This is a genomic window from Dyadobacter chenhuakuii (assembly GCF_023821985.2).
Taxonomy (GTDB): Bacteria; Bacteroidota; Bacteroidia; order Cytophagales; family Spirosomataceae; genus Dyadobacter; species Dyadobacter chenhuakuii.
On sequence record NZ_CP098805.1, the window covers coordinates 4,404,798 to 4,426,345 of the forward strand.

26 protein-coding genes are annotated in these 21,548 nt (G+C 45.3%); 16 read left to right on the forward strand and 10 right to left on the reverse strand.

The window, feature by feature from the left end:
• The first annotated feature begins 10 nt into the window (after positions 1 to 10).
• Both NFI80_RS18260 and NFI80_RS18265 read left to right on the forward strand, forming a co-directional pair.
• Positions 11 to 1,531 (forward strand): RagB/SusD family nutrient uptake outer membrane protein, encoded by a 1,521-nt coding sequence (locus NFI80_RS18260; protein ID WP_235165691.1) that lies wholly within the window; start codon positions 11 to 13, stop codon positions 1,529 to 1,531.
• A gap of 390 nt (positions 1,532 to 1,921) precedes the next feature.
• Positions 1,922 to 2,518, forward strand: coding sequence for a hypothetical protein (locus NFI80_RS18265; protein WP_235165693.1), 597 nt, complete (start codon positions 1,922 to 1,924; stop codon positions 2,516 to 2,518).
• Between the two features lie 2 nt (positions 2,519 to 2,520).
• On the opposite strand, the gene NFI80_RS18270 is transcribed toward NFI80_RS18265, so the two are convergent.
• A complete protein-coding gene (locus tag NFI80_RS18270; RefSeq protein WP_235161879.1) occupies positions 2,521 to 2,991 on the reverse strand; it encodes an adenine nucleotide alpha hydrolase family protein in 471 nt (156 codons plus the stop codon).
• A complete protein-coding gene (locus tag NFI80_RS18275) occupies positions 2,954 to 3,442 on the reverse strand; it encodes a Panacea domain-containing protein (RefSeq protein ID WP_051350060.1) in 489 nt (162 codons plus the stop codon). Before NFI80_RS18275 ends, NFI80_RS18270 begins: the two co-directional genes overlap by 38 nt.
• A 277-nt stretch (positions 3,443 to 3,719) precedes the next feature.
• Between NFI80_RS18275 and rpmH the strand changes: the two genes are divergently transcribed.
• The 5 genes from rpmH to NFI80_RS18300 all read left to right on the forward strand — a co-directional run bounded on the left by rpmH (position 3,720) and on the right by NFI80_RS18300 (position 7,429).
• Positions 3,720 to 3,878, forward strand: a complete 159-nt coding sequence (gene rpmH / locus NFI80_RS18280) for a 50S ribosomal protein L34 (RefSeq protein ID WP_015813300.1) — start codon at positions 3,720 to 3,722, stop codon at positions 3,876 to 3,878.
• A 15-nt stretch (positions 3,879 to 3,893) separates the two neighbouring features.
• Positions 3,894 to 4,307 (forward strand): ribonuclease P protein component, encoded by a 414-nt coding sequence (gene rnpA / locus NFI80_RS18285; RefSeq protein WP_035360648.1) that lies wholly within the window; start codon positions 3,894 to 3,896, stop codon positions 4,305 to 4,307.
• Between the two features lie 6 nt (positions 4,308 to 4,313).
• Positions 4,314 to 5,966 carry a S41 family peptidase gene (locus NFI80_RS18290; RefSeq protein ID WP_235165694.1) on the forward strand — a complete coding sequence of 551 codons (1,653 nt, stop codon included), beginning with the start codon at positions 4,314 to 4,316 and terminating at the stop codon, positions 5,964 to 5,966.
• A gap of 156 nt (positions 5,967 to 6,122) precedes the next feature.
• Positions 6,123 to 6,815, forward strand: coding sequence for a tRNA (adenosine(37)-N6)-threonylcarbamoyltransferase complex dimerization subunit type 1 TsaB (tsaB, locus tag NFI80_RS18295; RefSeq protein WP_235165697.1), 693 nt, complete (start codon positions 6,123 to 6,125; stop codon positions 6,813 to 6,815).
• A 77-nt stretch (positions 6,816 to 6,892) separates the two neighbouring features.
• The gene (locus NFI80_RS18300; protein WP_235165699.1) at positions 6,893 to 7,429 is read left to right on the forward strand and encodes a DUF2480 family protein; all 537 of its coding nucleotides are present in this window, start codon (positions 6,893 to 6,895) and stop codon (positions 7,427 to 7,429) included.
• Here NFI80_RS18300 and rnhB read toward each other — a convergent pair.
• The 4 genes from rnhB to NFI80_RS18320 are packed head-to-tail and all read right to left on the reverse strand — an operon-like array spanning position 7,387 to position 10,847.
• A complete protein-coding gene (gene rnhB, locus NFI80_RS18305; protein ID WP_235165701.1) occupies positions 7,387 to 8,016 on the reverse strand; it encodes a ribonuclease HII in 630 nt (209 codons plus the stop codon). The genes NFI80_RS18300 and rnhB overlap by 43 nt on opposite strands.
• Entirely contained in the window at positions 8,016 to 9,035 is a 1,020-nt protein-coding gene (locus NFI80_RS18310) for a VWA domain-containing protein (protein WP_235165702.1), read from the reverse strand. Before NFI80_RS18310 ends, rnhB begins: the two co-directional genes overlap by 1 nt.
• 8 nt (positions 9,036 to 9,043) lie before the next feature.
• Positions 9,044 to 9,958 (reverse strand): hypothetical protein, encoded by a 915-nt coding sequence (locus NFI80_RS18315; RefSeq protein ID WP_235165703.1) that lies wholly within the window; start codon positions 9,956 to 9,958, stop codon positions 9,044 to 9,046.
• Position 9,959: 1 nt separating this feature from the next.
• The gene (locus NFI80_RS18320) at positions 9,960 to 10,847 is read right to left on the reverse strand and encodes a DUF58 domain-containing protein (RefSeq protein ID WP_235127167.1); all 888 of its coding nucleotides are present in this window, start codon (positions 10,845 to 10,847) and stop codon (positions 9,960 to 9,962) included.
• A 69-nt stretch (positions 10,848 to 10,916) separates the two neighbouring features.
• On the opposite strand from NFI80_RS18320, the gene NFI80_RS18325 reads away from it, so the two are divergent.
• Together NFI80_RS18325 and NFI80_RS18330 are read left to right on the forward strand one after the other, a co-directional pair.
• Positions 10,917 to 11,291 carry a DUF4296 domain-containing protein gene (locus NFI80_RS18325; protein WP_235165705.1) on the forward strand — a complete coding sequence of 125 codons (375 nt, stop codon included), beginning with the start codon at positions 10,917 to 10,919 and terminating at the stop codon, positions 11,289 to 11,291.
• A gap of 34 nt (positions 11,292 to 11,325) precedes the next feature.
• A complete protein-coding gene (locus tag NFI80_RS18330; protein WP_235165707.1) occupies positions 11,326 to 12,075 on the forward strand; it encodes a polyprenol monophosphomannose synthase in 750 nt (249 codons plus the stop codon).
• Here the strand turns inward: NFI80_RS18330 and NFI80_RS18335 are convergent.
• A complete protein-coding gene (locus NFI80_RS18335; protein WP_235165708.1) occupies positions 12,038 to 13,246 on the reverse strand; it encodes a M20 metallopeptidase family protein in 1,209 nt (402 codons plus the stop codon). The genes NFI80_RS18330 and NFI80_RS18335 overlap by 38 nt on opposite strands.
• 163 nt (positions 13,247 to 13,409) lie before the next feature.
• Here NFI80_RS18335 and NFI80_RS18340 point away from each other — a divergent pair, with 163 nt between their 5' ends.
• From NFI80_RS18340 to NFI80_RS18370, 7 genes are all read left to right on the forward strand, one after another.
• Positions 13,410 to 14,291 (forward strand): class I SAM-dependent methyltransferase, encoded by an 882-nt coding sequence (locus NFI80_RS18340; RefSeq protein ID WP_235165709.1) that lies wholly within the window; start codon positions 13,410 to 13,412, stop codon positions 14,289 to 14,291.
• Between the two features lie 19 nt (positions 14,292 to 14,310).
• Positions 14,311 to 15,246, forward strand: coding sequence for a glycoside hydrolase family protein (locus NFI80_RS18345; RefSeq protein ID WP_235165710.1), 936 nt, complete (start codon positions 14,311 to 14,313; stop codon positions 15,244 to 15,246).
• 136 nt (positions 15,247 to 15,382) lie between these two features.
• The gene (locus NFI80_RS18350) at positions 15,383 to 16,201 is read left to right on the forward strand and encodes a phytanoyl-CoA dioxygenase family protein (RefSeq protein WP_082217464.1); all 819 of its coding nucleotides are present in this window, start codon (positions 15,383 to 15,385) and stop codon (positions 16,199 to 16,201) included.
• Positions 16,202 to 16,220: 19 nt separating this feature from the next.
• Complete coding sequence (locus NFI80_RS18355; protein WP_235165712.1) at positions 16,221 to 16,460, forward strand: hypothetical protein; 240 nt, start codon at positions 16,221 to 16,223, stop codon at positions 16,458 to 16,460.
• 2 nt (positions 16,461 to 16,462) lie between these two features.
• Entirely contained in the window at positions 16,463 to 16,687 is a 225-nt protein-coding gene (locus tag NFI80_RS18360) for a DUF2283 domain-containing protein (protein ID WP_235165714.1), read from the forward strand.
• 15 nt (positions 16,688 to 16,702) lie between these two features.
• Positions 16,703 to 17,527 carry a glycosyltransferase family 2 protein gene (locus NFI80_RS18365; protein ID WP_235165716.1) on the forward strand — a complete coding sequence of 275 codons (825 nt, stop codon included), beginning with the start codon at positions 16,703 to 16,705 and terminating at the stop codon, positions 17,525 to 17,527.
• Between the two features lie 44 nt (positions 17,528 to 17,571).
• On the forward strand, positions 17,572 to 18,336 hold the full coding sequence (locus NFI80_RS18370; protein ID WP_235165717.1) for a glycosyltransferase family 2 protein: 765 nt from the start codon (positions 17,572 to 17,574) through the stop codon (positions 18,334 to 18,336).
• A 72-nt stretch (positions 18,337 to 18,408) separates the two neighbouring features.
• On the opposite strand, the gene NFI80_RS18375 is transcribed toward NFI80_RS18370, so the two are convergent.
• From NFI80_RS18375 to NFI80_RS18385, 3 genes are read right to left on the reverse strand one after another with little or no spacing between them, the layout of a single operon-like run.
• Complete coding sequence (locus NFI80_RS18375) at positions 18,409 to 18,858, reverse strand: hypothetical protein (protein WP_235161891.1); 450 nt, start codon at positions 18,856 to 18,858, stop codon at positions 18,409 to 18,411.
• Positions 18,859 to 20,019, reverse strand: a complete 1,161-nt coding sequence (locus tag NFI80_RS18380) for a 1-deoxy-D-xylulose-5-phosphate reductoisomerase (protein WP_235165719.1) — start codon at positions 20,017 to 20,019, stop codon at positions 18,859 to 18,861.
• 19 nt (positions 20,020 to 20,038) lie between these two features.
• Positions 20,039 to 21,541, reverse strand: coding sequence for a GH3 auxin-responsive promoter family protein (locus NFI80_RS18385; protein WP_235165721.1), 1,503 nt, complete (start codon positions 21,539 to 21,541; stop codon positions 20,039 to 20,041).
• Positions 21,542 to 21,548: the final 7 nt, after the last annotated feature.

A 21,548-nucleotide genomic window follows, 5' to 3' on the forward strand; every position in this document is an offset into this window, starting at 1 on the left:
TCGATTTAAAATGAAGCATTTAACAAATAAATTATTCCTTTTTATCCTTACCGCAAGCTTCTCGCTGGGCTGCGCCGACCTGGACGAAAAACCGGTGGGCCTGCTCGCGCCTGAATCCTTGTTTCGCACTGCCAAGGACGTAGAAACGGCGGTTTTTGGTGCCTATGGCTGGATTGCAACAGAGCGGCTTTATGGGCGGCAGTTTGTTTCCGCATTGATGTTGCGCAGTGATATGGTCGACATTGGCGACCGCGGAACGCCTGCCGAGCGGCAGCAGGTAAATGATTTCAATATGGATGATAACAACAACATGGTCAACCAGTTTTGGCCAAATTGGTATCAGACAATCAGTGCTGCTAATGCTGCCATTTCGGGTGGCGCACAGCTTGGGTTGCCTGAGGCGGAGATCAATCCGCTGATTGCGGAAGCGCGTTTCGTGCGTGCATTTGCATATTTCAATCTGGTGCAGGTTTTTGGCGACGTTCCTTACATTGATTATTTTATCAGCAATCCCGAAGCCGTAAAGGAAATTTCCAGAACACCGGCAGCGACGGTTTACGCAAGCATTATTGCAGATCTGGAATTTGCCAAACAATGGCTGCCCGAAAAACAGCCTTCGGAAGTACGAAGCCGCGCTTCGAAGGGAACTGCCGCTTCGTATCTGGCCTCGGTGCATCTGACTTTGGCGGATTATGCCAAAGCGTACGCAGAAGCTAAATATGTGATTGATAATAAGGACAAATTCGGCTATGCCCTGGAAGCCGATTTCCAGACATTGTTCGTTGCGCCGCAAGCACCTAACATGAAAGAGCACATTTTCGACATTGATTTCCTCGGTCTAAAAAATGGGGAAGGCGGAGCCAATGACGACATTATGGCACCTATGACGGGCGTGCGCGGCGGTGACGCGCCACGCAGCGGATGGAGCGTACTTGTGCCTTCCATGAATGTGTTCAACACCTGGGACAACCGCGATTATCGCAAAGAAGTTAGCTTCGACGATTCACTCCTCATCGGCGGCAAGCTTGTCCCATACACCGAATTCCCAAATACAAAAAGGCCACACATTGCCAAATACGCGCGTTTTGCCGGAACATCCAATTCCGAAGGCCGCTATTCCGACCACAACTACGCCGCCATGCGCTACGCCGAAATTCTGCTAATCGCCGCCGAAGCGTCCGTAGAAGTAAACGGCCCTAACGCAGAAGCGCTGACCTACATCAACGAAATCCGCGCAAGAGCCAGAAACTGGGCCGGCAAACAAACCGCCTTCCCAGCTAATGTCACAGCAGGTCTATCCAAAGCCGCCCTCATCGATCTCATCATGGAAGAAAGGCGCATCGAGCTGGCATTTGAATACAAGCGCTGGTTCGACATTAAGCGCCGTAATATGGGCGAAACGGTGTTTTCAGGGTCAAAATCGTTGGAACCGCATACGAGCTTCAACCCAGCAAGGGATTATCTGATGCCGATCCCAAGGGTCGAGTTGCAGGTGAACCCCAACTTAGGGCCGCAAAATCCAGGTTATTAAGCAAATCCAAGGTTACTAAGCAAATCCCGGAGGGATATAATATCGGTAGCAGGAGAAATTATTAAAGACATCAAAATCCCGGAGGGATGCAACGACATGCACATCGTTACATCCCTCCGGGATTTTTAATGTGCGTTGATGGATGGTTGTCTACCGATATTTCATCCCTCCGGAATTCTAACGTTTGCTAATTAATACTCTGCCGCCGCGGAACGGCCGCCGGTATTTCATCCTGCGGGATTTGACCCGAATGGATATTATTTGTCCTAAACTCCCACAAACACAACGTATACAGTCTGGGGAAATAGGTGCACGAGCAGTAACTTGTAATGCTTATTAATGCCTGGAACAGGGTTTTTAGCTTTGTCTTGAAACTTGATGAACACAAAAATGGAAGAGAACCCTCGTAAAGGAAATATATTCAGATATATCGCTTATGCCTTGATCGCTGCTGCTGTGGTGGGTTTTGGTATATACTTTTTGACGCCAAAAAAACTGACGGTTGCGGAAGGGAAGAACATGGTTTTGTTTATTGATAATCAAATTATTGACATTGACCGGAACATGAAAAGCGACTTGTCGAAGGCAGACATCGCGACCCGACTTTCTTGGCATAAATCGAACACTTCGCTTTATAACGAGGTAAAAGGTAGTAAGGATAAAGTCATTAAGCCCAAGGTGGATACATTGGAAACAAAGATCATTCAGATCCAGACTAAGGAATTTCCGTCGATGCGAAAAGCTTATGCCGATTCCAAAAAAGAAGTGCTCGGAACCCAGCAGATTAACATTGCAACGTCCGGCCCGAAGAACGATACATTGATTTTCAACGGTGCATTGTTTGGCTCGGAAAAAAGCAAGGACGCGTTTTTAGATAATATTAAACCAATTATCCAGGACCTTCGCTTCAAAAAGGTGGTTTACAAATGGTCGGATAAAGATTCATCAGACTATAAGGTCAGGGCGAAACAGGACGTGGAAATCTAAGGTTACTCCACGGGCGGGCTTTCTTTTTCGGGGGTGTTCGGGAAAAGATATTTCGTTACGACCAGGAAGAATGTGGTAATGTTGACGGTCGCTGTCGTGATCAACGCAATAAGGACAGCATCGGAAAGCTGGAAGTTGAAACTAATGTATTTAACTCCGGTGCGCAGGATGGGGTCAAGGAAATTGTAGCAATACACTTCACCAAGGCCATTTAACCACACGATTAGAATCACCATCACCAGCCACACGGAAACCATCCAGAAAATATATTCGGCGTATTTTTTCCGCTCCCGGATATTCTGGGACAAGCCTTCCAGACTTACCTGTTGAAGCAGCGTAAGGAAGGTTTTTTCACTAATATCTTGTTCTGTTGATTCCGGCGATGCAGCGGTTACCCAGTTGCGTAACGTATTTCTGTCGACCGACAGCTTTGACTCAGACAGCCGGGATTGGGGATTTGATTTGCTGCTCAAAATAATTTCTAATCAGGTTATCGTCAATTACACCATTCTCTCCAACCTTCTTATAAGTAACATCCCAGGGCGAATTCGTCGCGTGGGACCAGTTTGATAACGTGATGGCATCAACGTCTTTTGTAATTTCCCAGGTGTTGTTAATCGCTTCAATGGCCGAGGGCGACAGTTCAGAAAAATTGGCCAGTGGCTGCGAGTTAACAGTAATCGAAGTTTTCTCTATTATAGGCGAATTGCCCCATTTTTTGTAAAGCTGATAGATCGTCGGCACAACCGGCCCGAATTTCCACGCCAGAAATTTCTCCCGGATCAGCGGATCTCCATTATTCAATGCCAAATGCAGCCCATGCGCGAAAAAGACCATTTTCTGCAACTTCATCTGCGTCACAGGATTATTTTCCTTTACGCCAAGGTTAACAAATTGCCCGGCTATTAAAACAGACGAATACATAGTGAATGTGAGGTTATTAAAATCATATTGAATATACGCAATGTACACAGTATCAGCACAAATAAACGCACCAAATTTGAAAAAAAGTTTATTTAAATGCTGCAACGGACATTCCTAAGTCACTATTAGAATCGAAACGGGAAGGAAAAGTGCCCTTTTCTTAACCATTAATTTTAGTTTTTGATGAAATGTTTACTAATATAATTTTTTTGTCTTACCTTTGCAAGCCCAAATTAGGGGTAGACAGAGATTTATAGCGCAATAATTTGATAATGAGATGAAACGTACCTTTCAACCATCGAATCGCAAGAGGAGAAACAAACACGGTTTCCGTGAAAGAATGTCCACTGCAAATGGGCGTAAAGTAGTAGCTGGCCGCCGCAAGAAAGGCCGTTGGAAACTGACAGTATCAGACGAAAAACGTCATAAGCAATAATTCAGGTTCGAGAACTTGAAAAATACATTTGGTAAAAATGAACGCTTATGTAGCCCCCGGGTAATCGGACGGCTGTTTCAAAGAGGTAGCACGGAAGTCAACACGTTCTACCTTTTTCCTTTTAGGGTGCTTTATATTATTGAAAAAGAGGCGCCTACCCCCCTTCCGCAGGTTTTATTTTCTGTTTCCAAAAAGTCATTCAAACGGGCGGTCGACCGGAATCTCATCCGTCGCCGCTGCCGTGAGGCTTACCGCCTGAACAAGGCGTCGCTCCTCGCATTATCCACGGAATCAAGACCTTCCTACATTGCTTTTTTGTATCTTGCAAAAGAAATAACATCTTACGACGTTATTGAAACGGCCATGAAGCAATCGCTCAAAAGACTCGAAAAGTTGCCCCGGCCCGTTCAAAAAAATCAAAATTCCTGAACATACATGAAAAAGTATTTTCGCTCCTTCTTGCTGGCCATTCCGGTGGTGGCAGGGATTGCCTTTTTTTCGTTTAAAAAAGACGACCGCTTATTCGAAATCGCGCGCAACCTGGACATTTACGCCACATTGTTCAAGGAATTGAATGCTTATTATGTGGACGAAATCAATCCCAACCAGCTCATTAAGACCAGCATAGACAATATGCTCCGCTCACTGGATCCGTACACAGTGTATTACGCCGAGGACGACATTGAGGATTACATGACGATGACCACCGGAAAATACAACGGCATCGGCGCGATCATCAGTTCGGCGGAAGGCAAGCATACGGTGATGATGGTTTATGAAGATACACCTGCACAAAAAGCCGGTTTGCAACTCGGTGATGAAATCGTAAAAATCAACGGCGTGGACCTTTCAACGCGTGAGGATTTTGATACTGGAAAATTGCTGAAAGGACAAACGCAGTCCAACGTAACCCTCACATTGAAGCGTTACGGCGCCACCAAGCCGCTGGAAGTTTCCCTTAACCGCGATATTGTAAAAGTGACCAATGTACCTTATTACGGCATGATCAGCGAAGATGTGGGTTACATTGACCTGAAAGATTTCACAGCAACGGCCTCCCGCGAAGTGCGCAATGCATTTCAGGAATTGAAAGGAAAAGGAATGAAATCCGTTGTGCTGGATTTGCGCGACAACCCGGGTGGTTTGCTGAATATGGCGATTGAAATCTCTAATATTTTCATTGCCAAAGGCGAAGAAATCGTTTCCACAAAAGGAAAAGTAAGCGAATGGAACAAAACTTACACCGCTTATAATCCTGCACTGGACACCGAAATACCAGTCATCGTGCTCACCAACAACCGTAGCGCTTCGGCCGCAGAGATCGTTTCCGGCGTGATCCAGGATTACGACCGCGGCGTGTTGATCGGCCAGCGGACTTATGGAAAAGGGTTGGTGCAAACCACGCGTGATCTTTCTTTCAATACCAAAATGAAGATCACAACCGCAAAATATTACATCCCCAGCGGCCGGTGCATTCAAGCGATCGATTACAGCCACAGAAATGACGATGGAAGCGTAGGAAAGATTGCAGATTCACTAATGACCGAATTTAAGACCAAAAATGGACGTTCTGTTTTCGACGGCGGCGGGATTTTGCCAGACATTTTGACTGAAAAAGAAACTTACTCGCCACTGGCCACTTCCCTGGGCCGCAATCGTCTTTTCTTCGATTACGCAGTAAAATTCCACTTCGAGCACCCGACTATTAAACCAGCCAAAGAGTTCAGTCTTTCCGACGCGGATTATGCTGCATTTACCAAATGGCTAGGTGATAAAGAATACGATTACACCACGCAGGTTGAGCGTGATCTGAATGATCTGGAAGCTTCTGCGAAGAAAGAAAAATCTTTGGAAGTAATTGAAGATCAGCTTAAAGCATTGAAATCAAAGCTGTCACATAGCAAGGATAATGATTTGCAAATCTTCAAACCAGAAATTAAAAAGATCCTGGAAGAAGAAATCATCAAGCATTATTATCTTGAAAAAGGTTTAAGAGAAGCCTCATTCAAAGAAGATCCGGAAGTGAAGGCGGCGCTGGCGCTGTTTAAAGAACCGGCTCGTTACAATGATCTTTTGAAGAAAAAGTAAGTTGCTTGCCCTGTAATAATAATCAGCAAAGCTACTTACCCTGTCACCCTGAGCGGAGCCGAAGGGGGCGCTACTACCTAGGTGTAACGCCCCCTTCGACTCCGCTCAGGGTGACAGGAATTGTTAGCATTTCTGCTCCTGCCTTTCTTTAATATTATGCTCCTACTTAGTATCGACACCTCCATTCGCGGCTGCTCCGTGGCAGTTCACGAGAATTCCGTTTTACTCGCCAGCGCCGACCTGCATACAGATCGTTCATCCTCTTCCATGCTTACCACGCTCATGGAAAGTGCCGTGACTCATGCAGGTTTTACATTAAATGATCTCGACGCTATTGCTGTTGCCAAAGGCCCCGGCTCTTATACCGGCTTGCGCGTGGGCGTCTCCTCTGCAAAAGGGCTGTGTTATGCCTTGGATAAGCCGATGATTGCTATTAACACGCTGGAAGCGATGGCTTTGCAGTTGAGTGCATTCTATCCCGAACACTTGCTTTGCCCCATGATCGATGCGCGGCGAATGGAAGTTTATGCGGCTGTTTTTGACTCGACGAATAGTTTCGTACAAGAAACTCAGGCCATTATCATGGATGAAAATTCATTCCAGGATCTGCTTAGTGAGCATAAAGTTGTTTTCTTCGGTGATGGAGCTGCAAAATGTGAAGCGTTGCTGGGAGATCATCCTAATGCTGTTTTTCCAACCAAAGAAATTCGACCTTCTGCAGTAACGATCGGTGAATTGGCGGTAAAGGCTTTTGAGAATGCGCAGTTTGAAGATGTGGCTGGTTTTGAGCCGTATTATTTGAAGGATTTTATGTCGCCACCTTCGAAAAAATCCAGCTTGCCTGCTTAGTGAAGTTGATTTCTGTTTGGTGAAATAAACAAACTGCGCTTTTTTCGTGTTAGCAATTCAAGTAAAGCAAGATTAAGATGGAAACTGAAGAAATTGTAAACCGGGTTGCGGTTAGCGGCATTGTCTCGCTGGATTTGGAAGAATTGTATCATCCCGGTGAGCGTGTTTTATACGATATCAAAGACAATTTGTGGCAGGGAATGATCCTGAAAGAAGAGGATTTCCGTGAATTCCTGAAGGCGCATGACTGGACTCAATATGAGGGTAAGAATGTTGCGGTCACTTGCTCAGAAGACGCCATTGTACCAACCTGGGCTTATATGTTGCTGGCGGTTCAGTTGGAGCCTTATGCAAATGCGATTGTTTTTGGTGATCTGAATGCTTTAGAGGACAAATTGTTCGCAGATGCGATTAGCAAGCTTAACATTAGCGAATACGAAGGCAAAAGAGTGGTTGTGAAAGGATGCAGCAAGGTGAATGTTCCGATTTCTGCTTATGTTGAAATTAGCCGATTGCTCAAACCAATCGTTCAGAGCCTAATGTTTGGTGAGCCTTGCAGCACGGTTCCGCTTTATAAAAAGCCTAAATCTTCCATTTCTTCTTCCATCGCCTGATCGCATTCGGGCTTCAATAATTTGAATGTCATGCGGTGATAGGGGCACGGACCGTGCAAGCCAATGGCTTTTCGATGGTGAATGGTCGGGTAACCGACATTCGTTTCCCATCCATAATGCGGGAACTGGCCGGAAAGTCTGGACATTAATTCGTCCCGATAATTTTTGGCTAAGACGGAAGCCGCTGCGATTGAGAAATAATGTGCGTCGCCTTTTATGATGCACGTATGCGGGATCATGGGGTAAGGCGTGAAGCGGTTGCCGTCCACGAGTAAATGTTCCGGCTTCATGCGCAGCTTGTCAACGGCACGATGCATGGCCAGAAAGCTGGCTTTCAATATGTTGATCCTGTCAATTTCCAGATTATCGACTTCTGCCACGGCCCAGCAAATGGCTTCGCGGATGATGTCTTTTTCGAGTTCCAGCCTTTGAATTTTGGTCAGTTGCTTGGAATCGGTAAGATAGGAATGGGTAAAATCTCTTGGTAAAATTACCGCTGCGGCTACCACAGGGCCCGCCAGACAACCTCTGCCCACCTCGTCCAGTCCAGCCTCAACCGCGTCGAAATTGTAATATGCTTTCAGCATTAATCTTCAAGAATGTTTGCCATAAATGTACTTTTTGTTCCAATCGCAATCAGCAGGAACAACACTGCCCAATATAGATAAACCCGGTAAAAATCCGTCACATCACGGGACACAACATCCCTGGATTTCACTTTTTCGATCTGGTCAATTTGCTTGAAGACACCCGCTAGCGCACTATTATCGGACGCACGAAAATATTTCCCATTTCCCAAACCTGCAATATTTTTCAGCTCCGTCTCATCTACTAACGCATTCGACACCGCCGCACTGTCTGTGCGTGTCGATTTTTTTTGCTTACCCACCGAAATCGTGTAAACCTTCACCCCAAATGCATGCGCCAGTTGCGCCGATGTCGCCGGCCCTAAATTCCCGGAAGTGTTATCACCATCGCTGATCAAAATCGCCACTTTACTTTCACCCGGTGTTTCGCGCATGCGGTTTACGGCCACAGCAAGTGCGCTTCCAATTGCCGTTCCCGCCGTGGGCACCATAGCAGGACTTATCTCATTCAAAAACCCATAAAGGAGCTCATAATCTGTCGTCAACGGGCAGAGCGAAACGGCTTCTCCTGCAAAAACAATCAACCCGATCCGGTCCTGCAAACGACCTCTGATAAACTCCCTGGCAACCAGTTTTGCCGCTTCCAAACGGTTTGGGCTAAGGTCTTTTTCCATCATGGAATCGGAAATGTCTAGTAAAAGCATAATGTCAATGCCTTCCGAATATTGATCTGTTCTTTCCGAAATGACCTGGGGACGCGCCAGTGCAACGAGAATCAGACAAATGCCAAGTCCTACTGAAACTGGCTGGACAAAACGAAGCAATTTTTGCCAGTCGCGAGCGCCGCGAACCGGACTATAAGTGATCACCAGGCGCTGCTTATGCTTCCTGTGCAACGCATTTCGCAGCCAGAAAAGAAGCGGGACGAATGGCAGCAAATACAAAAAGTACGGATACACCCATTTGTAAGACCGAAAGACCTCATAACCAAACCATTTGAATGAAAACCACTTTTCCATAAGTCAGATTAAGCGACGGGCCTGTCGAGGATGAATCTTCTTTTATTGCGGTAAATCCGCGTTGCACCGCTTTTCAGGACTTCGAGCGATTCGGCCATGTTTTTGGAAATTACCTGTCCGTAAATAATGCTGTCCATATTTTTCAATGCTTCGGCAAGGGCGTCGTCGGGCATGTTGTCAACGATTTCGCGCGTTGTGTAGGTTGCAAAAGGCTTGTTTTCAAGTCGTTCCAAATAATTTTTCCAGACTATAATCGCCTTCTCTGCGTCCTTAATGTTGTTTTTTTCCCTTGCGTTACGCATTAGCCGGTTGAATGAGCGCACGTATTCCAAATGTCTTCGCTGCAATTTGATCAGCTGCCATTGTTTGTAAATATCTTGTCCAAAAACCCAGTAAATACTGCCGACCACACCAATAATCAAGGCAATGCTTCCGAGCAGAATGGAGAAATTGAACTGGCTGCTCAGCGGCAAAAGAGAAGTTTCTGGTTCCAGTTTCACCGCTTTCGCTTCTTCAACAACATTACTTTTGATCAGAAAAACAGAATCTGGTTTCGTGAAAACGGCTGTGCAATCTTTTTTATTAAAAATATAAACAGGCATTTTCAGTGACTGCACATGCGAAACGTCAAAGGAAATCAAGTGGTAAACCGCACTGTCCAGACTTCCGCGATCGTCTGTGCTGGATGTGAATGCTCTTTTTGAAATGATTTCAAAAGGTGAAAAATCGTACAATGTATCCGGAAAAAAGATCTCCGTTTTTGGATTGTGGCGAACGCTGAGCGAGAAGTAAACGGGTTTACCGACTTCAATGCTGTCCGTCAGGAAAAGGCCTAATGGCTTTATTTTTTGACCAAAACCCTCTGTTTGAAAAAGGACATTGAGCAAAAACAATGTGAAAAGCACGGTGACGGATCTGACCATTTTACGACGATGCACTACTTTTAGTATAACGTCTCACTTTAAACAAATGGATCAGCGCGGGCACATAATCCTCTTGTGTATTGATCGAAATGTAGTCCGCGCGGTTTTGATGGCAAAGTCTTTCAAGCTCTGAGCTTCGTTTGCTGAAACGACTTGCCATTTCTTCCTTGTATTGTTTGGAAGATGTGTTAACCCAAACCGTGCTCTGCTTTTCTGCGTCGTAAAGCGGAATAATGCCCAAGCCCGGCAGGTTCACTTCCCTTGAATCGTACAAATGAATGACGATCAGATCATGCTTGCGGGCTAACGCTTTCAGGTTATGCTGATAATTATTGTCTATGAAATCGGAGATCAAAAAGATGAGACTCCTTCTTTTAACAACATTTAACGTTACCAAAATCGCCTCGGCAATGTTTGTCTTTGTTGATTCCGGAACAAGCTTGTAGAGTTCTGAAATTACGCCATAACCGTGCTTCATGCCGTCCGACGGCCGGATATAGCGCTCATTTTTATCAGAAAAACAAAGCAGACCAACCCGCGAGGCTTCCTGAATCGCGGATAATGTTAAAACACCACAAATCTCCTTTGCAATGTCAATTTTAAGTCTTTTCAGCTCTCCTACTTGCTGCGACGCGCTTACATCGAGCATGAAAAAGGCGGTTTGCTCTTTATCCTCTTTGAAAATTTTGACGAATGTTCCGTGTCCTTTGGCAGAAGTGTTCCAGTCGATGGCGCGCACGTCGTCGCCATATTGGTAAAGCCGCAGGTCGTCGAATTCCAGACCTGAACCTTTGAAAACGGAGTGAAAATTGCCGTAACGCTCGCTGGTCACCGCTTTCCGCATGCGGATTTCATACTTTCTTAGCTTTCCAAGAAACTGTTCAAACATTAGTTTTGCGAAAAAATTATCACCTTTGCTACCCGGCGTATCTAAACAAAGATATACATTTTGCGTTTTATGAGGTGTCCGACAGTTAATTTCCCGAACGGGTTGATCCACTTTTTACTCGCTATGCTGCTTTTTTCAAGTTGTGTCAGCGATGAAAAGCCGCCTAAGGATACAATGAGCGAGGAAAAAATGGCGACGATCCTGACGGATATACATTTGGCCGAGTCGCGGGTGAACCGCATGCAATTAAGATCGCTCGATTCGTCGCTGATGATCTTTGGCAAGCTCAAAAGCGACATTTGGAAAAAACACAAAGTGGACACTGTGGCTTACCGCAAAAGCTACGATTATTACATGACCCGTCCGGAAACGATGACGCGGATCTATGAAAAAGTGAACAAGAATGTGGAGATCCGGGAGAAAACAAATAATATTAAGCTCTGAAAATCACACATTTAATTTAACCCTATCACCAGTTGTGAATAATAGTATTGTAGTAATCCCTACCTACAACGAGATTGAAAATGTCGAGGCAATCATACGAAAAGTATTTAGCTTAAGTCAGCCATTTCACGTCCTTATCATTGACGACGGCTCGCCCGACGGCACGGCGGCTGTGGTGAAAGAGCTTATGAGAACGTATGAAGGCCAACTTCACCTGGTTGAAAGAAAGGGGAAATTAGGATTGGGAACTGCCTACATTCACGGCTTCAAATGGGCCATGGAGCGTGGTTATGAATATATTTTTGAAATGGATGCGGACTTCTCCCATCCGCCCGAAGATTTGATCCGCCTGCACCATGCATGCGCTGTTGAAGGTCACGATGTGGCCATCGGCTCGCGTTACATTACGGGGGTTAATGTTGTTAACTGGCCCATTAACAGGGTTTTAATGTCTTATTTTGCAGGATATTATGTGCGAATGATCACAGGAATGCAGATCATGGACCCGACTGCCGGATTTATTTGCTATACGAGCAAAGTTTTGAAAACCATTAACCTGGACAACATTCGTTTCATCGGTTATGCTTTTCAAATTGAAATGAAATTCAATTCCTGGAAATACGGTTTCGACATTGTGGAAGTGCCGATCATTTTCACAGACAGGACCAAAGGCGCTTCCAAAATGTCAAAAGGAATCTTCAAGGAAGCGATCCTTGGCGTGATAACATTGAAAGTCAACAGCTTTTTTAAGCGCTATATCCCGCATGGCCAAGCTCAGAAATAGCCAGCCAGCTCATTAATCCGGTTGAGATTTCCAATGCGCTTTCGTCAATGTCAAATGTAGGCGTGTGCACGCCGGAAATGATACCGCGTTCTTCATTGCGGGTTCCTAGTCTGTAAAAACAAGAATCTACAACCTGTGAGTAAAACGCAAAATCTTCGCCAGCCATCCAAAGATCGAGGTCAATGACGTTTTCTGCTCCCATATAATCCGTGGCTGAACTTCTGACACGTCTGGTAAGCTCGGGATGGTTTTTAAGGAACGGGTAACCGTGTACAATGTCAAATTCACAGCTTCCGCCCATGGCTTCAGCGATGCCTTCTGCCATTTTTTTCATTCTTTTCAAACCATCTGCCCGCCATTCTTCATCCATACAACGCCACGTTCCCTGAATGGTCACTTCGTTTGGAATAACATTTGTTACGCCATCTGCAATGAACCTTCCGAACGAAAGCACGGCTGGATTGGCGGGATTTCTATTTCGGCTGATGATTTGCTGCAACGCAACAATGATATGCGAGGCCATTAAAACCGGATCCACCAACTGATGCGGAGCCGCTGCGTGGCCGCCTTTTCCTTTTACAGTTAAGTAAAGCTCGTCGGTGCTTGCCATGTACATGCCTTCGCGAAAACCGATTTTACCAACCGGAATGTTCGGTGCAACGTGCTGGCCGACCATGCTCGCCGGTTTTGGGTTTTCCAAAACACCTTCTTTTATCATTAACGAAGCTCCTCCCGGCGCTTTTTCCTCAGCAGGCTGAAAAACCAGCTTGATCGTTCCTTCAAACTCTTCTTTTAATTGATTCAAAATCCTCGCCGTTCCCAGCAAAGAAGAAGTATGCACATCGTGCCCGCAAGCGTGCATGACGCCCGGAACGGTTGATTTGTAAGGAACATCATTGGCCTCCAAAATCGGTAGCGCGTCCATATCTGCGCGCAAGCCAACCACACGTTTTTCAGGATTTCTGCCTTCAATGATCGCGACAACGCCAGTTCCGGCAACGCCTTCTTCGGGTTGCAAGCCGATTGCTGTTAATTCAGCCGCAACATATTTTGCTGTTTTATATTCTTCAAAAGACAACTCAGGATTGCTGTGCAAATGGCGGCGATGTGCGATAATATCGGCGGATTGATCTTTGGCGAGGGCTTTTATTTTTTCTTGCAGCTGAGACATAATTCAATTAAAATCTATTCTGAGAGACTGATATCAATACAAATCATTCAAAGGTAACAATAAATATTGTGCAGCCCTTTTGGTAATAAGCGGGTTGATATTGAATGTTGTTCAAAAGAAAAAAGTAATTTTGACCAGATATATATCAATCAGCCGAGCACAAATGAATCAAAAGGAGTTTTTAGAATCGTTGGTTTGTCCGCTTACAGGAACCGCACTAACAATCGCAGAAGACGGAAAATCACTGAAAAGTGAAGACGGAACAATATATGAAGTAGGCGATACGGGCATTGTTAACATGCTTTATCCCAAAGAGTTACTGCCAGAAGATGCCCGCGAGCAATATTTATACGATCAGGCTTTCCTTCGCTACGACAAAGGTGTTTCCTGGGTTTTTGAAACATTAAACCATTCAGACGAAGCTTCGACCAGACAATTCTTTATTGACCTGATGGAATTGAAACCGGGCATGAAAGCACTCGAAGTAGGCGCTGGAACCGGTAATGATTCATCATTGATTTTAGACCGCGTAAGACCAGGCGGAACAGCAGTTTTGTCCGATCTTTCTCCTAATATGTTGAAACTGGCACAAGAAAAACTCTCGACAGAAGAGGTTAATGTGCATTATTTCCTTGGAAACGGTTCTTACCTGCCATTCCCTGACGATACTTTTGACGCTGTGTTCCATTTTGGTGGCATTAATACATTCTCTGAAAGAAAACGTGCATTTGCCGAGCTTACCCGCGTAGTTCGTCCGGGTGGAAAAGTGGTTGTGGGTGACGAGAGCATTGCGCCTTGGTTACGGAACACGCCTACTTACGCTACATTGTTAAAAGCCAATCCGCTTTTCCGTGCCGAGGTGCCTCTGGAAGACGTTCCTGCCAACATTGAGAATTTCAAGCTGCATTATGTGTTTGGAAATGCTTTTTATGTGATGGAATACAGAGTTACTGCGAAGGCTCCGGAAGTGGACATTGACCTGCCGATCCCGGGCAAAGATTTCGTGGATAACTGGCGTTTGCGCGCTGAAAAGGCGGTTGATTAATCAATAACATTATCATTTCATGTGGGTTAAAAAAGGAGTTATATATAAGCCGGACAGAACATTGCCGCACAGTTTGTCGCACGCACAGGTTCCATTCGCATATAAGCACGAAGATTTTTTACGCATATATTTTTCGTCCAGAGACAAAGACGGCCAATCGCGCCCGACGTTCATCGATGTAGATTACGACGATCCCAAAAAGATCCTCTACATCCACGATAAGCCGATTTTAGAACTTGGCGGACCGGGTGAATATGACGAAACCGGTGCCATGCCTTCCTGGTTTGTAAACCGTCCGAATGGCGACATCTGGCTTTATTACACAGGCTGGAACCGCACCTGGAATTCTTACCGACTTTCCATGGGACTGGCTGTGAGCACAGACGGCGGCATATCATTCAAGAAAATGTTCGTAGGCCCGATCATGGATCGCAGCATTCAAAACCCGCTTTGGGCCGCGCAGCCTTCGGTGATGATTGATGAAGACGGCACCTGGCGGATGTGGTATATTTCCGGCCACAAATGCGAATACATTCACGATTATCCTGAGCCTTATTATAGAGGTCAGTCTGCCACGAGTAAGGACGGGATCCACTGGGATATCAGTGACATTCCAGCACTGGATTTTGACGATTTTCTGCATGCAGTAGGCCGTCCGAGCGTTTTTAAAGAGGATGGGATTTATAAAATGTACTATTCTTACCGCCACACGCGTGACTACCGCACGGATCGCAACCAGAGTTACAGATTAGGTTATGCGGAATCAGTGGATGGCACGAACTGGGAGCGGAAGGATAATTTGGTAGGAATTGCTAAATCTGAGAATCCGGAGGATTTTGATTACCAAATGATCGATTATGCTAACTTTTACCAGCATAACGGCAAGAAATATCTGCTTTATAATGGCAATGGCTTTGGCGCTGCCGGATTTGCTTACGCGGTCTGGGAGGACTAAGATCTTATTAAAAGGCAACAAAAGTCATTTATTCGATTTCAACAGAAACATAAATTTGAGAACTTATTCAGAGCCGGTTACATTATCAGACTGATTAGGTTCTCAATTTTTTTCAAACCACATAAAGTGTCATACAATGAGCACACTTCAGGAGCAATTCAACAATGACGGCTATGTCCTTTTAAGAGATTTTTTGGACAAAGACGTTGTCAATAACATTTATACGGACGCCAGAAAAATATTCGCAACCCAAATCAAGCATGTCACTGGCAAAACGCCGGATATCGACAACCGCGATGAGTTTGAAAATGCAATGTTTGAGTTTTTTGAAAAAGACTTCAATGCATTCGTCAACACGGGTAAAACTGTTCAGCATACATTCTCGCTGCACAGACTTGGCCTTGATCCGAAGATCGAAGACATTCTGAAACAAGTTGGTCTTTCCAGTCCGATCATCGGCGCACGTGCTGCGATGCAGTTCAACAGCCGCTTCTTGTCAAAAGATGGCAGTAAGCACTGGAAACTGGACGCACATCAGGATTGGCGCACAGGCCAGGGCTCATTGGACAGCACCGTAATCTGGTTCCCAATGGTTGATGCAGGCGCTGATATTGGTGCTTTGCAGGTGATTCCAGGCAGTCACAAAATCGGTTTGCAGGAATCAAATACATCGGGTTACCAAGGCGGGATTACCACCACGTTGAAAGAAGAAGATTTTGTTCAAACCGAATTCAAAGTCGGCGACATTCTCGTCTTCTCCGCATTCCTGATCCACCAATCCGGCAACAACATTACCAACAACATCCGCTGGTCCGTACAACTCCGCTACAACAACCTGGACGAGCCAACATTCATCGAAAGAGGCTATCCAATGGCATACATTTACAAGCCGGAGACGGAATTGGTAACACCTAATTTTCCTAGCGTGGAGCAATTGAAAGAGGTTTTTAGCTGAAATTTTAGCTAGAATCTTCATGAAACACACACAGTATTTCTTGTTCACAAGAGAGCGAAGCGATCGCCTGGGAATAAAAGATGAATGGATTGAGCAAGTCTTTCATTTTCCGGAAAAAGAGGAAATTCAGTCAGACGGTCGGATAAGACGCTGGGCAAAAATCGAGGAGAACCAAAAATATTTACGTATTGTTCTGCTCGACGACGGCGAAACCGTGCACAACGCCTTTTTCGACCGCTCATTTAAAACCGAAAGCTAGTTATGGATATCAGGTATTTTCAGGACACGGACACGCTTTTACTGGTTTTTAATCAGAATGAGATCGTGTCGACTGATGATGTAAATGAGAACATGCTCGTCGATTTGGATGCGAACGGCAATCCTGTTTCACTGACTATCGAACATGCGCAGCATATGACGAATGTGCATGGGTTATCCTTCCAGCAGATCAGCCAAGGTTCTGTTAAACAACTCGTTAATATCTAATTCTTTCCATTTCCTTTGAAACTTTCCGTTTGCGTTCCTACATATAATCATGAGCGATACATTGGGCAGATGCTTGATGGGGCCTTGATGCAGGTGACGGATTTTGAATTTGAGATTGTGATTGGAGATGATGCTTCTACGGATGCTACGCCTGCGATCATTCGCGAATATCAGGAAAAAAATCCTGGACGGATTCGGGCGTATTTACATTCGGAAAATCAGGGTCCCAAGGAGCCGAGGGAATTTGCAGGGCGGAATAATGTGCTGCAATTGCTGAAAGCTTGTAAAGGCGAATATGTGGCGATGTGCGAGGGGGATGACTATTGGACTGATCCGCTGAAATTACAGAAGCAAGTCGATTTCCTGGATGCGAATCCGGATTTTGCTATATCCCACCATAACGTTCTGGTGACCTACGAAGACGGGTCGCCAGAACATTTTTTTAATACGCCTGATCAAAAAGCCGTTTCCAGCATTGAGGATATTCTGGAAGATAAATGGTTTATGGCCACCGCTAGCTGGGTTTACAGAAATCATTTTCTCCAAAACGACTTCGCCGACTGGCATGCAAAAGCCGCTGCCGGCGATTGGGCGGTGATCATTCAACTGGCTGCACAGGGCAAGATTGGCTATTTTCCTGAGCCTATGGGCGTTTATCACAAGCATAGCGCGGGGCTGAGTAACGTTCACGCGAACACGAATCAAAAGTTTTGGCAGAACCGGCGGGATATGTTTGAAAATGTTGGTAAATGGCTGGGCAACAGATATGATGAGGTGATCGCAAAGACATTGGCGCGCTACGATGAGCAGCTATCCTTATTTGAAAAAATTGGCAGTTAGAATTAATAATCTTTAATTTGTACTGTTTTCAACATCTGCAATCCATGAAGCTAAGCGTCGTAATACCAGCATATAATGAGGAGGAATCAATTACACACACTCTTACATCGCTGCACCAAACATTAAATAAATACAATATTCCTCACGAAATATGCGTCACAAACGATAATTCCAAAGATGGAACACTTCGTGTGCTGGACGAGCTTTCACTTCAAATCCCAACATTGGTTTACTACACAAATCCCGGCCCGAATGGCTTTGGATATGCGGTAAGATATGGTTTAGAGCGCTTTAAAGGAGATTGTGTGGCCGTTTTCATGGCCGATATGTCTGACGATCCTGAGGATTTGGTAAAATATTATTACAAAATGCTCGAAGGCGATTATGACTGCGTTTTCGGATCGCGTTGGGAGAAGGGTGGAAAGGTCATTGATTATCCTGCATTGAAAAAAGTCATCAACCGCGTTGCCAATTTTATTGTAAAAGTGGTGATGGGGATCAAATACAATGATACGACCAACGCATTTAAGCTTTATAAAAGAGAAACTATTGAAGGCATTAAGCCATTTTTAGCTCCACATTTTAACCTTACCATTGAACTTCCCTTAAAAGCAATGGTGCGCGGTTATAATTATGCCGTTGTCCCAAATAGCTGGACAAACCGTAAATACGGCGAATCGAAGCTGAAAATTAAGGAAATGGGAAGCCGCTATTTCTTTATCTTAATGTATTGCCTCATCGAAAAATACTTCTCGCAAGGCGATTTTATGAAGAAATCTACTGCGCCTAAAAAGGAAGTCAGCCGCTAATAGTATCATTTATTGCCAATTGACAGGGAGTTACCTTAATCCGCCGGCCGTCAGCATCATTTTCTTGAACATTTACTTAATCCATTCCTGGACGAATGTCATTTTGTGGGCAATGTAGGAAATGGCGAGTCCCCAGATGATCGCGCTTGCAGACATCCATAGGAAAATCGCCGGGCGCGGCACTTTGAAGGCGACGGCGAGGATGGGACCGAAAAGCGGCGTAAATAATGGTGGCGTCAGAAATGCGATGCCGATGATCCCAAAACGTTTCCAGATATTAACCGCAATGCGATTGGTCCGGCTGAATTTTTTCGGCGGTGTTTTTCTGCGTTTTTTGATAAAATCCTGAATCGCGCCGCCTACATATGTAAGTACGAACACGCTGAACATCATGCCGATAGCCGAGCAAATAGCAGTTTCAAGCCACGTTAGTTTCAGGACGACTCCTGCAATGGGCCCTCCGAAAAATTTGAGCGTACTGGCAAGAGCAACTGATAAATATTTTAGTAGGGTGGTTTTCATTTAAACTTTTACCTGTATCAGTTCTGAAGCAAAACGCCTTGTCGCCTCATTGGTTTGAACGTAGTCATCATACGTCGGGGCGGAAATGTAGGACATTTTGGCAAGGCTTTCAATGATCAGGTCCGAAATATCCAGAAATCCGATCTTATCCTGAAGAAACGCTTCTACCGCAATTTCATTGGCTGCATTGACAATACAAGCCGCATTTCCGCCTTTTTCCAAAACTTCATAAGCAATGGAGAGGTTCCTGAAAGTGTCCATATCGGGCTTTTCAAAGGTTAAGGAAGGGTAATCCATAAAATTAAACCTCGGAAAAGTCGATTTCAGACGCGCCGGATAACGCAATGCATACTGAATTGGCAGTTTCATATCGGGCAAGCCCATTTGTGCCTTAATGCTGCCATCCTCAAATTGCACAAGCGAATGCACAATACTTTGCGGGTGAACGATGACGTCTATTTGTGAAGCTTCCAAATCAAATAACCATTTGGCCTCGATCACTTCCAGGCCTTTGTTCATGAGCGTGGCCGAATCAATCGTGATCTTGGCACCCATGCTCCAATTAGGATGCTTTAATGCTTGTGCCTTGGTAACATTAGCCAAAAACGCCCGATCCTTGCCGCGGAAAGGACCGCCCGAAGCCGTTAGTATGATCTTTTCGATCGTGTTTTCCTCTTCTCCAACCAGACATTGAAAAATGGCAGAATGCTCGGAATCGACCGGGTAAATCTTTACGCCGTATTGTTTGGCTAGTCCGGTAATAAGCTCGCCGGCAACAACCAGCGTTTCTTTGTTTGCTAATGCAATGTCCTTTCCAGCCTTAATGGCGTGAATAGTAGGCAAAAGTCCGGCATAACCCACCATCGCCGTAAGCACTGTGTCAATTTCTTCCGATTCAACGACGGAAACCAGTGCTTCGATGCCGCTGTAAACTTTTATATTGAATGAGGAAAGAGCTGATTTAACCTTATCAAAATGCTTTTCATTTCCGATAACGACTTCTTTGGGCAGAAATTTCGCTGCCTGCTCGATCAGCAGATCTGCATTATCCTGCGCAGTAAGAACGGCTACCGAAAAAATCTCGGGATTTGCCTCGATCACTTCCAGCGCCTGCGTCCCGATCGAACCTGTTGATCCAAGAATTGCTATATTTTTTTTCATTCTGATGCTGAGGTTATATTTACTGCCGGTTGATTTTGATCAGTTCATCCGCGATTTTCCGGTCGTTGGACAATCGGGGCACTTTGTTCTGGCCCCCTAGTTTGCCATTCGCGCGCATGTAATCGATAAACGAGTTTTTGCGCAATGGCACCAGTTCCAGTGTTTTCAAAATGCTGCCTTTGATCAGATCTTTGTAATAGATGTTGAGTTCGGTAAGCTTTCTGTCGACGTCGGCCACGAATTGTTCCTTATTGTTAGGCTCGACGGCAAATTCCACCAACCATTCATGATAAGGAAGTCCGCCATTTTCGGAATTTACCATTGGCGCAACCGTAAACTCGACAACTTCAACCTCGGGATGTCGTTCCATGGCATAACGCAATGCTTTTTCTATCTCCTCCCCGATCACGTGTTCGCCGAATGCGGATATAAAATGCTTGATCCGGCCCGTTACCAGGATCTTGTACGGGTTTACAGAGACAAACCGCACCGTATCACCCAAAGAATAGCCCCATAACCCCGCATTATTATTCACGATCACTGCATAATTCTGCCCAACCTGCACTTCTCCGATGGATAATCGCCGGGGATTTTCGTCGAAGTAGTTTTCAACGGGGATGAACTCATAGAAGATGCCCGTGTCCAAAAGCAGCAGCAAACCGTCGTCTTTTTGAGAATCCTGGTAGGCGAAAAAGCCTTCCGAAGCGGGATATAGCTCAATCGAATCGATCTTCTTTCCGATAGATTCAAAGAGTTTGGCGCGGTAAGGCTCGAAATTGACGCCGCCATATATGAACAGCGAAAAGTCCGGAAAGACGTCTTTGATCTTTTTCCCGGTCCTTTCGATAATCTTGTCAAAATACATTTGTACCCACGGCGGAATGCCTGATATCAGCGACATGCGCTGGTCGAGCGTTTCGTCGATGATCTTGTCCAGCTTCGTTTCCCAATCTTCAATGCAGTTCGTTTCGTAGCTCGGCATCTGGTTGGATCTGAGGTAACCCGGAACGTGGTGATTGGAAATACCTGACAAGCGGCCTGTCAGTACACCGCCTGTTTCCGTCAGGACTGGGCTTCCGGATAAGAAAATGAGCTTATTATCAAGAAATTGGGCTTTTTTGGTTTCTGCTATATACGTCAAAATGGCATTGCGGGCAGAATCAATGTGGTTGGAAATCGAGTCGCGGGAAATCGGAATGTACTTGGTTCCGGATGTTGTGCCTGACGTTTTGGCAAAATATAAGGGCTTGCCGGGCCAGAGAATGTCTTCGTCCCCGTTCTTTACCTTATCAATATACTTGTGAAGGTCTTCATAATCGTGGACGGGGACCGCTTCTTTGAAGTCGGAATAGCTGTGGATGTCCTTAAAAAAATGATCTTTTCCAAACTCCGTATGAAGCGCTTTCCGGACCAGATTACCCCTCCATTTTTCCTGCACTTCGACGCTCCGCGAGATCCAATCCTGTTGCTGCTGTACAATGTATCGAGCCAGCGGCTCACTCAATAGTGCTCTGATTCCCATAGTAAAA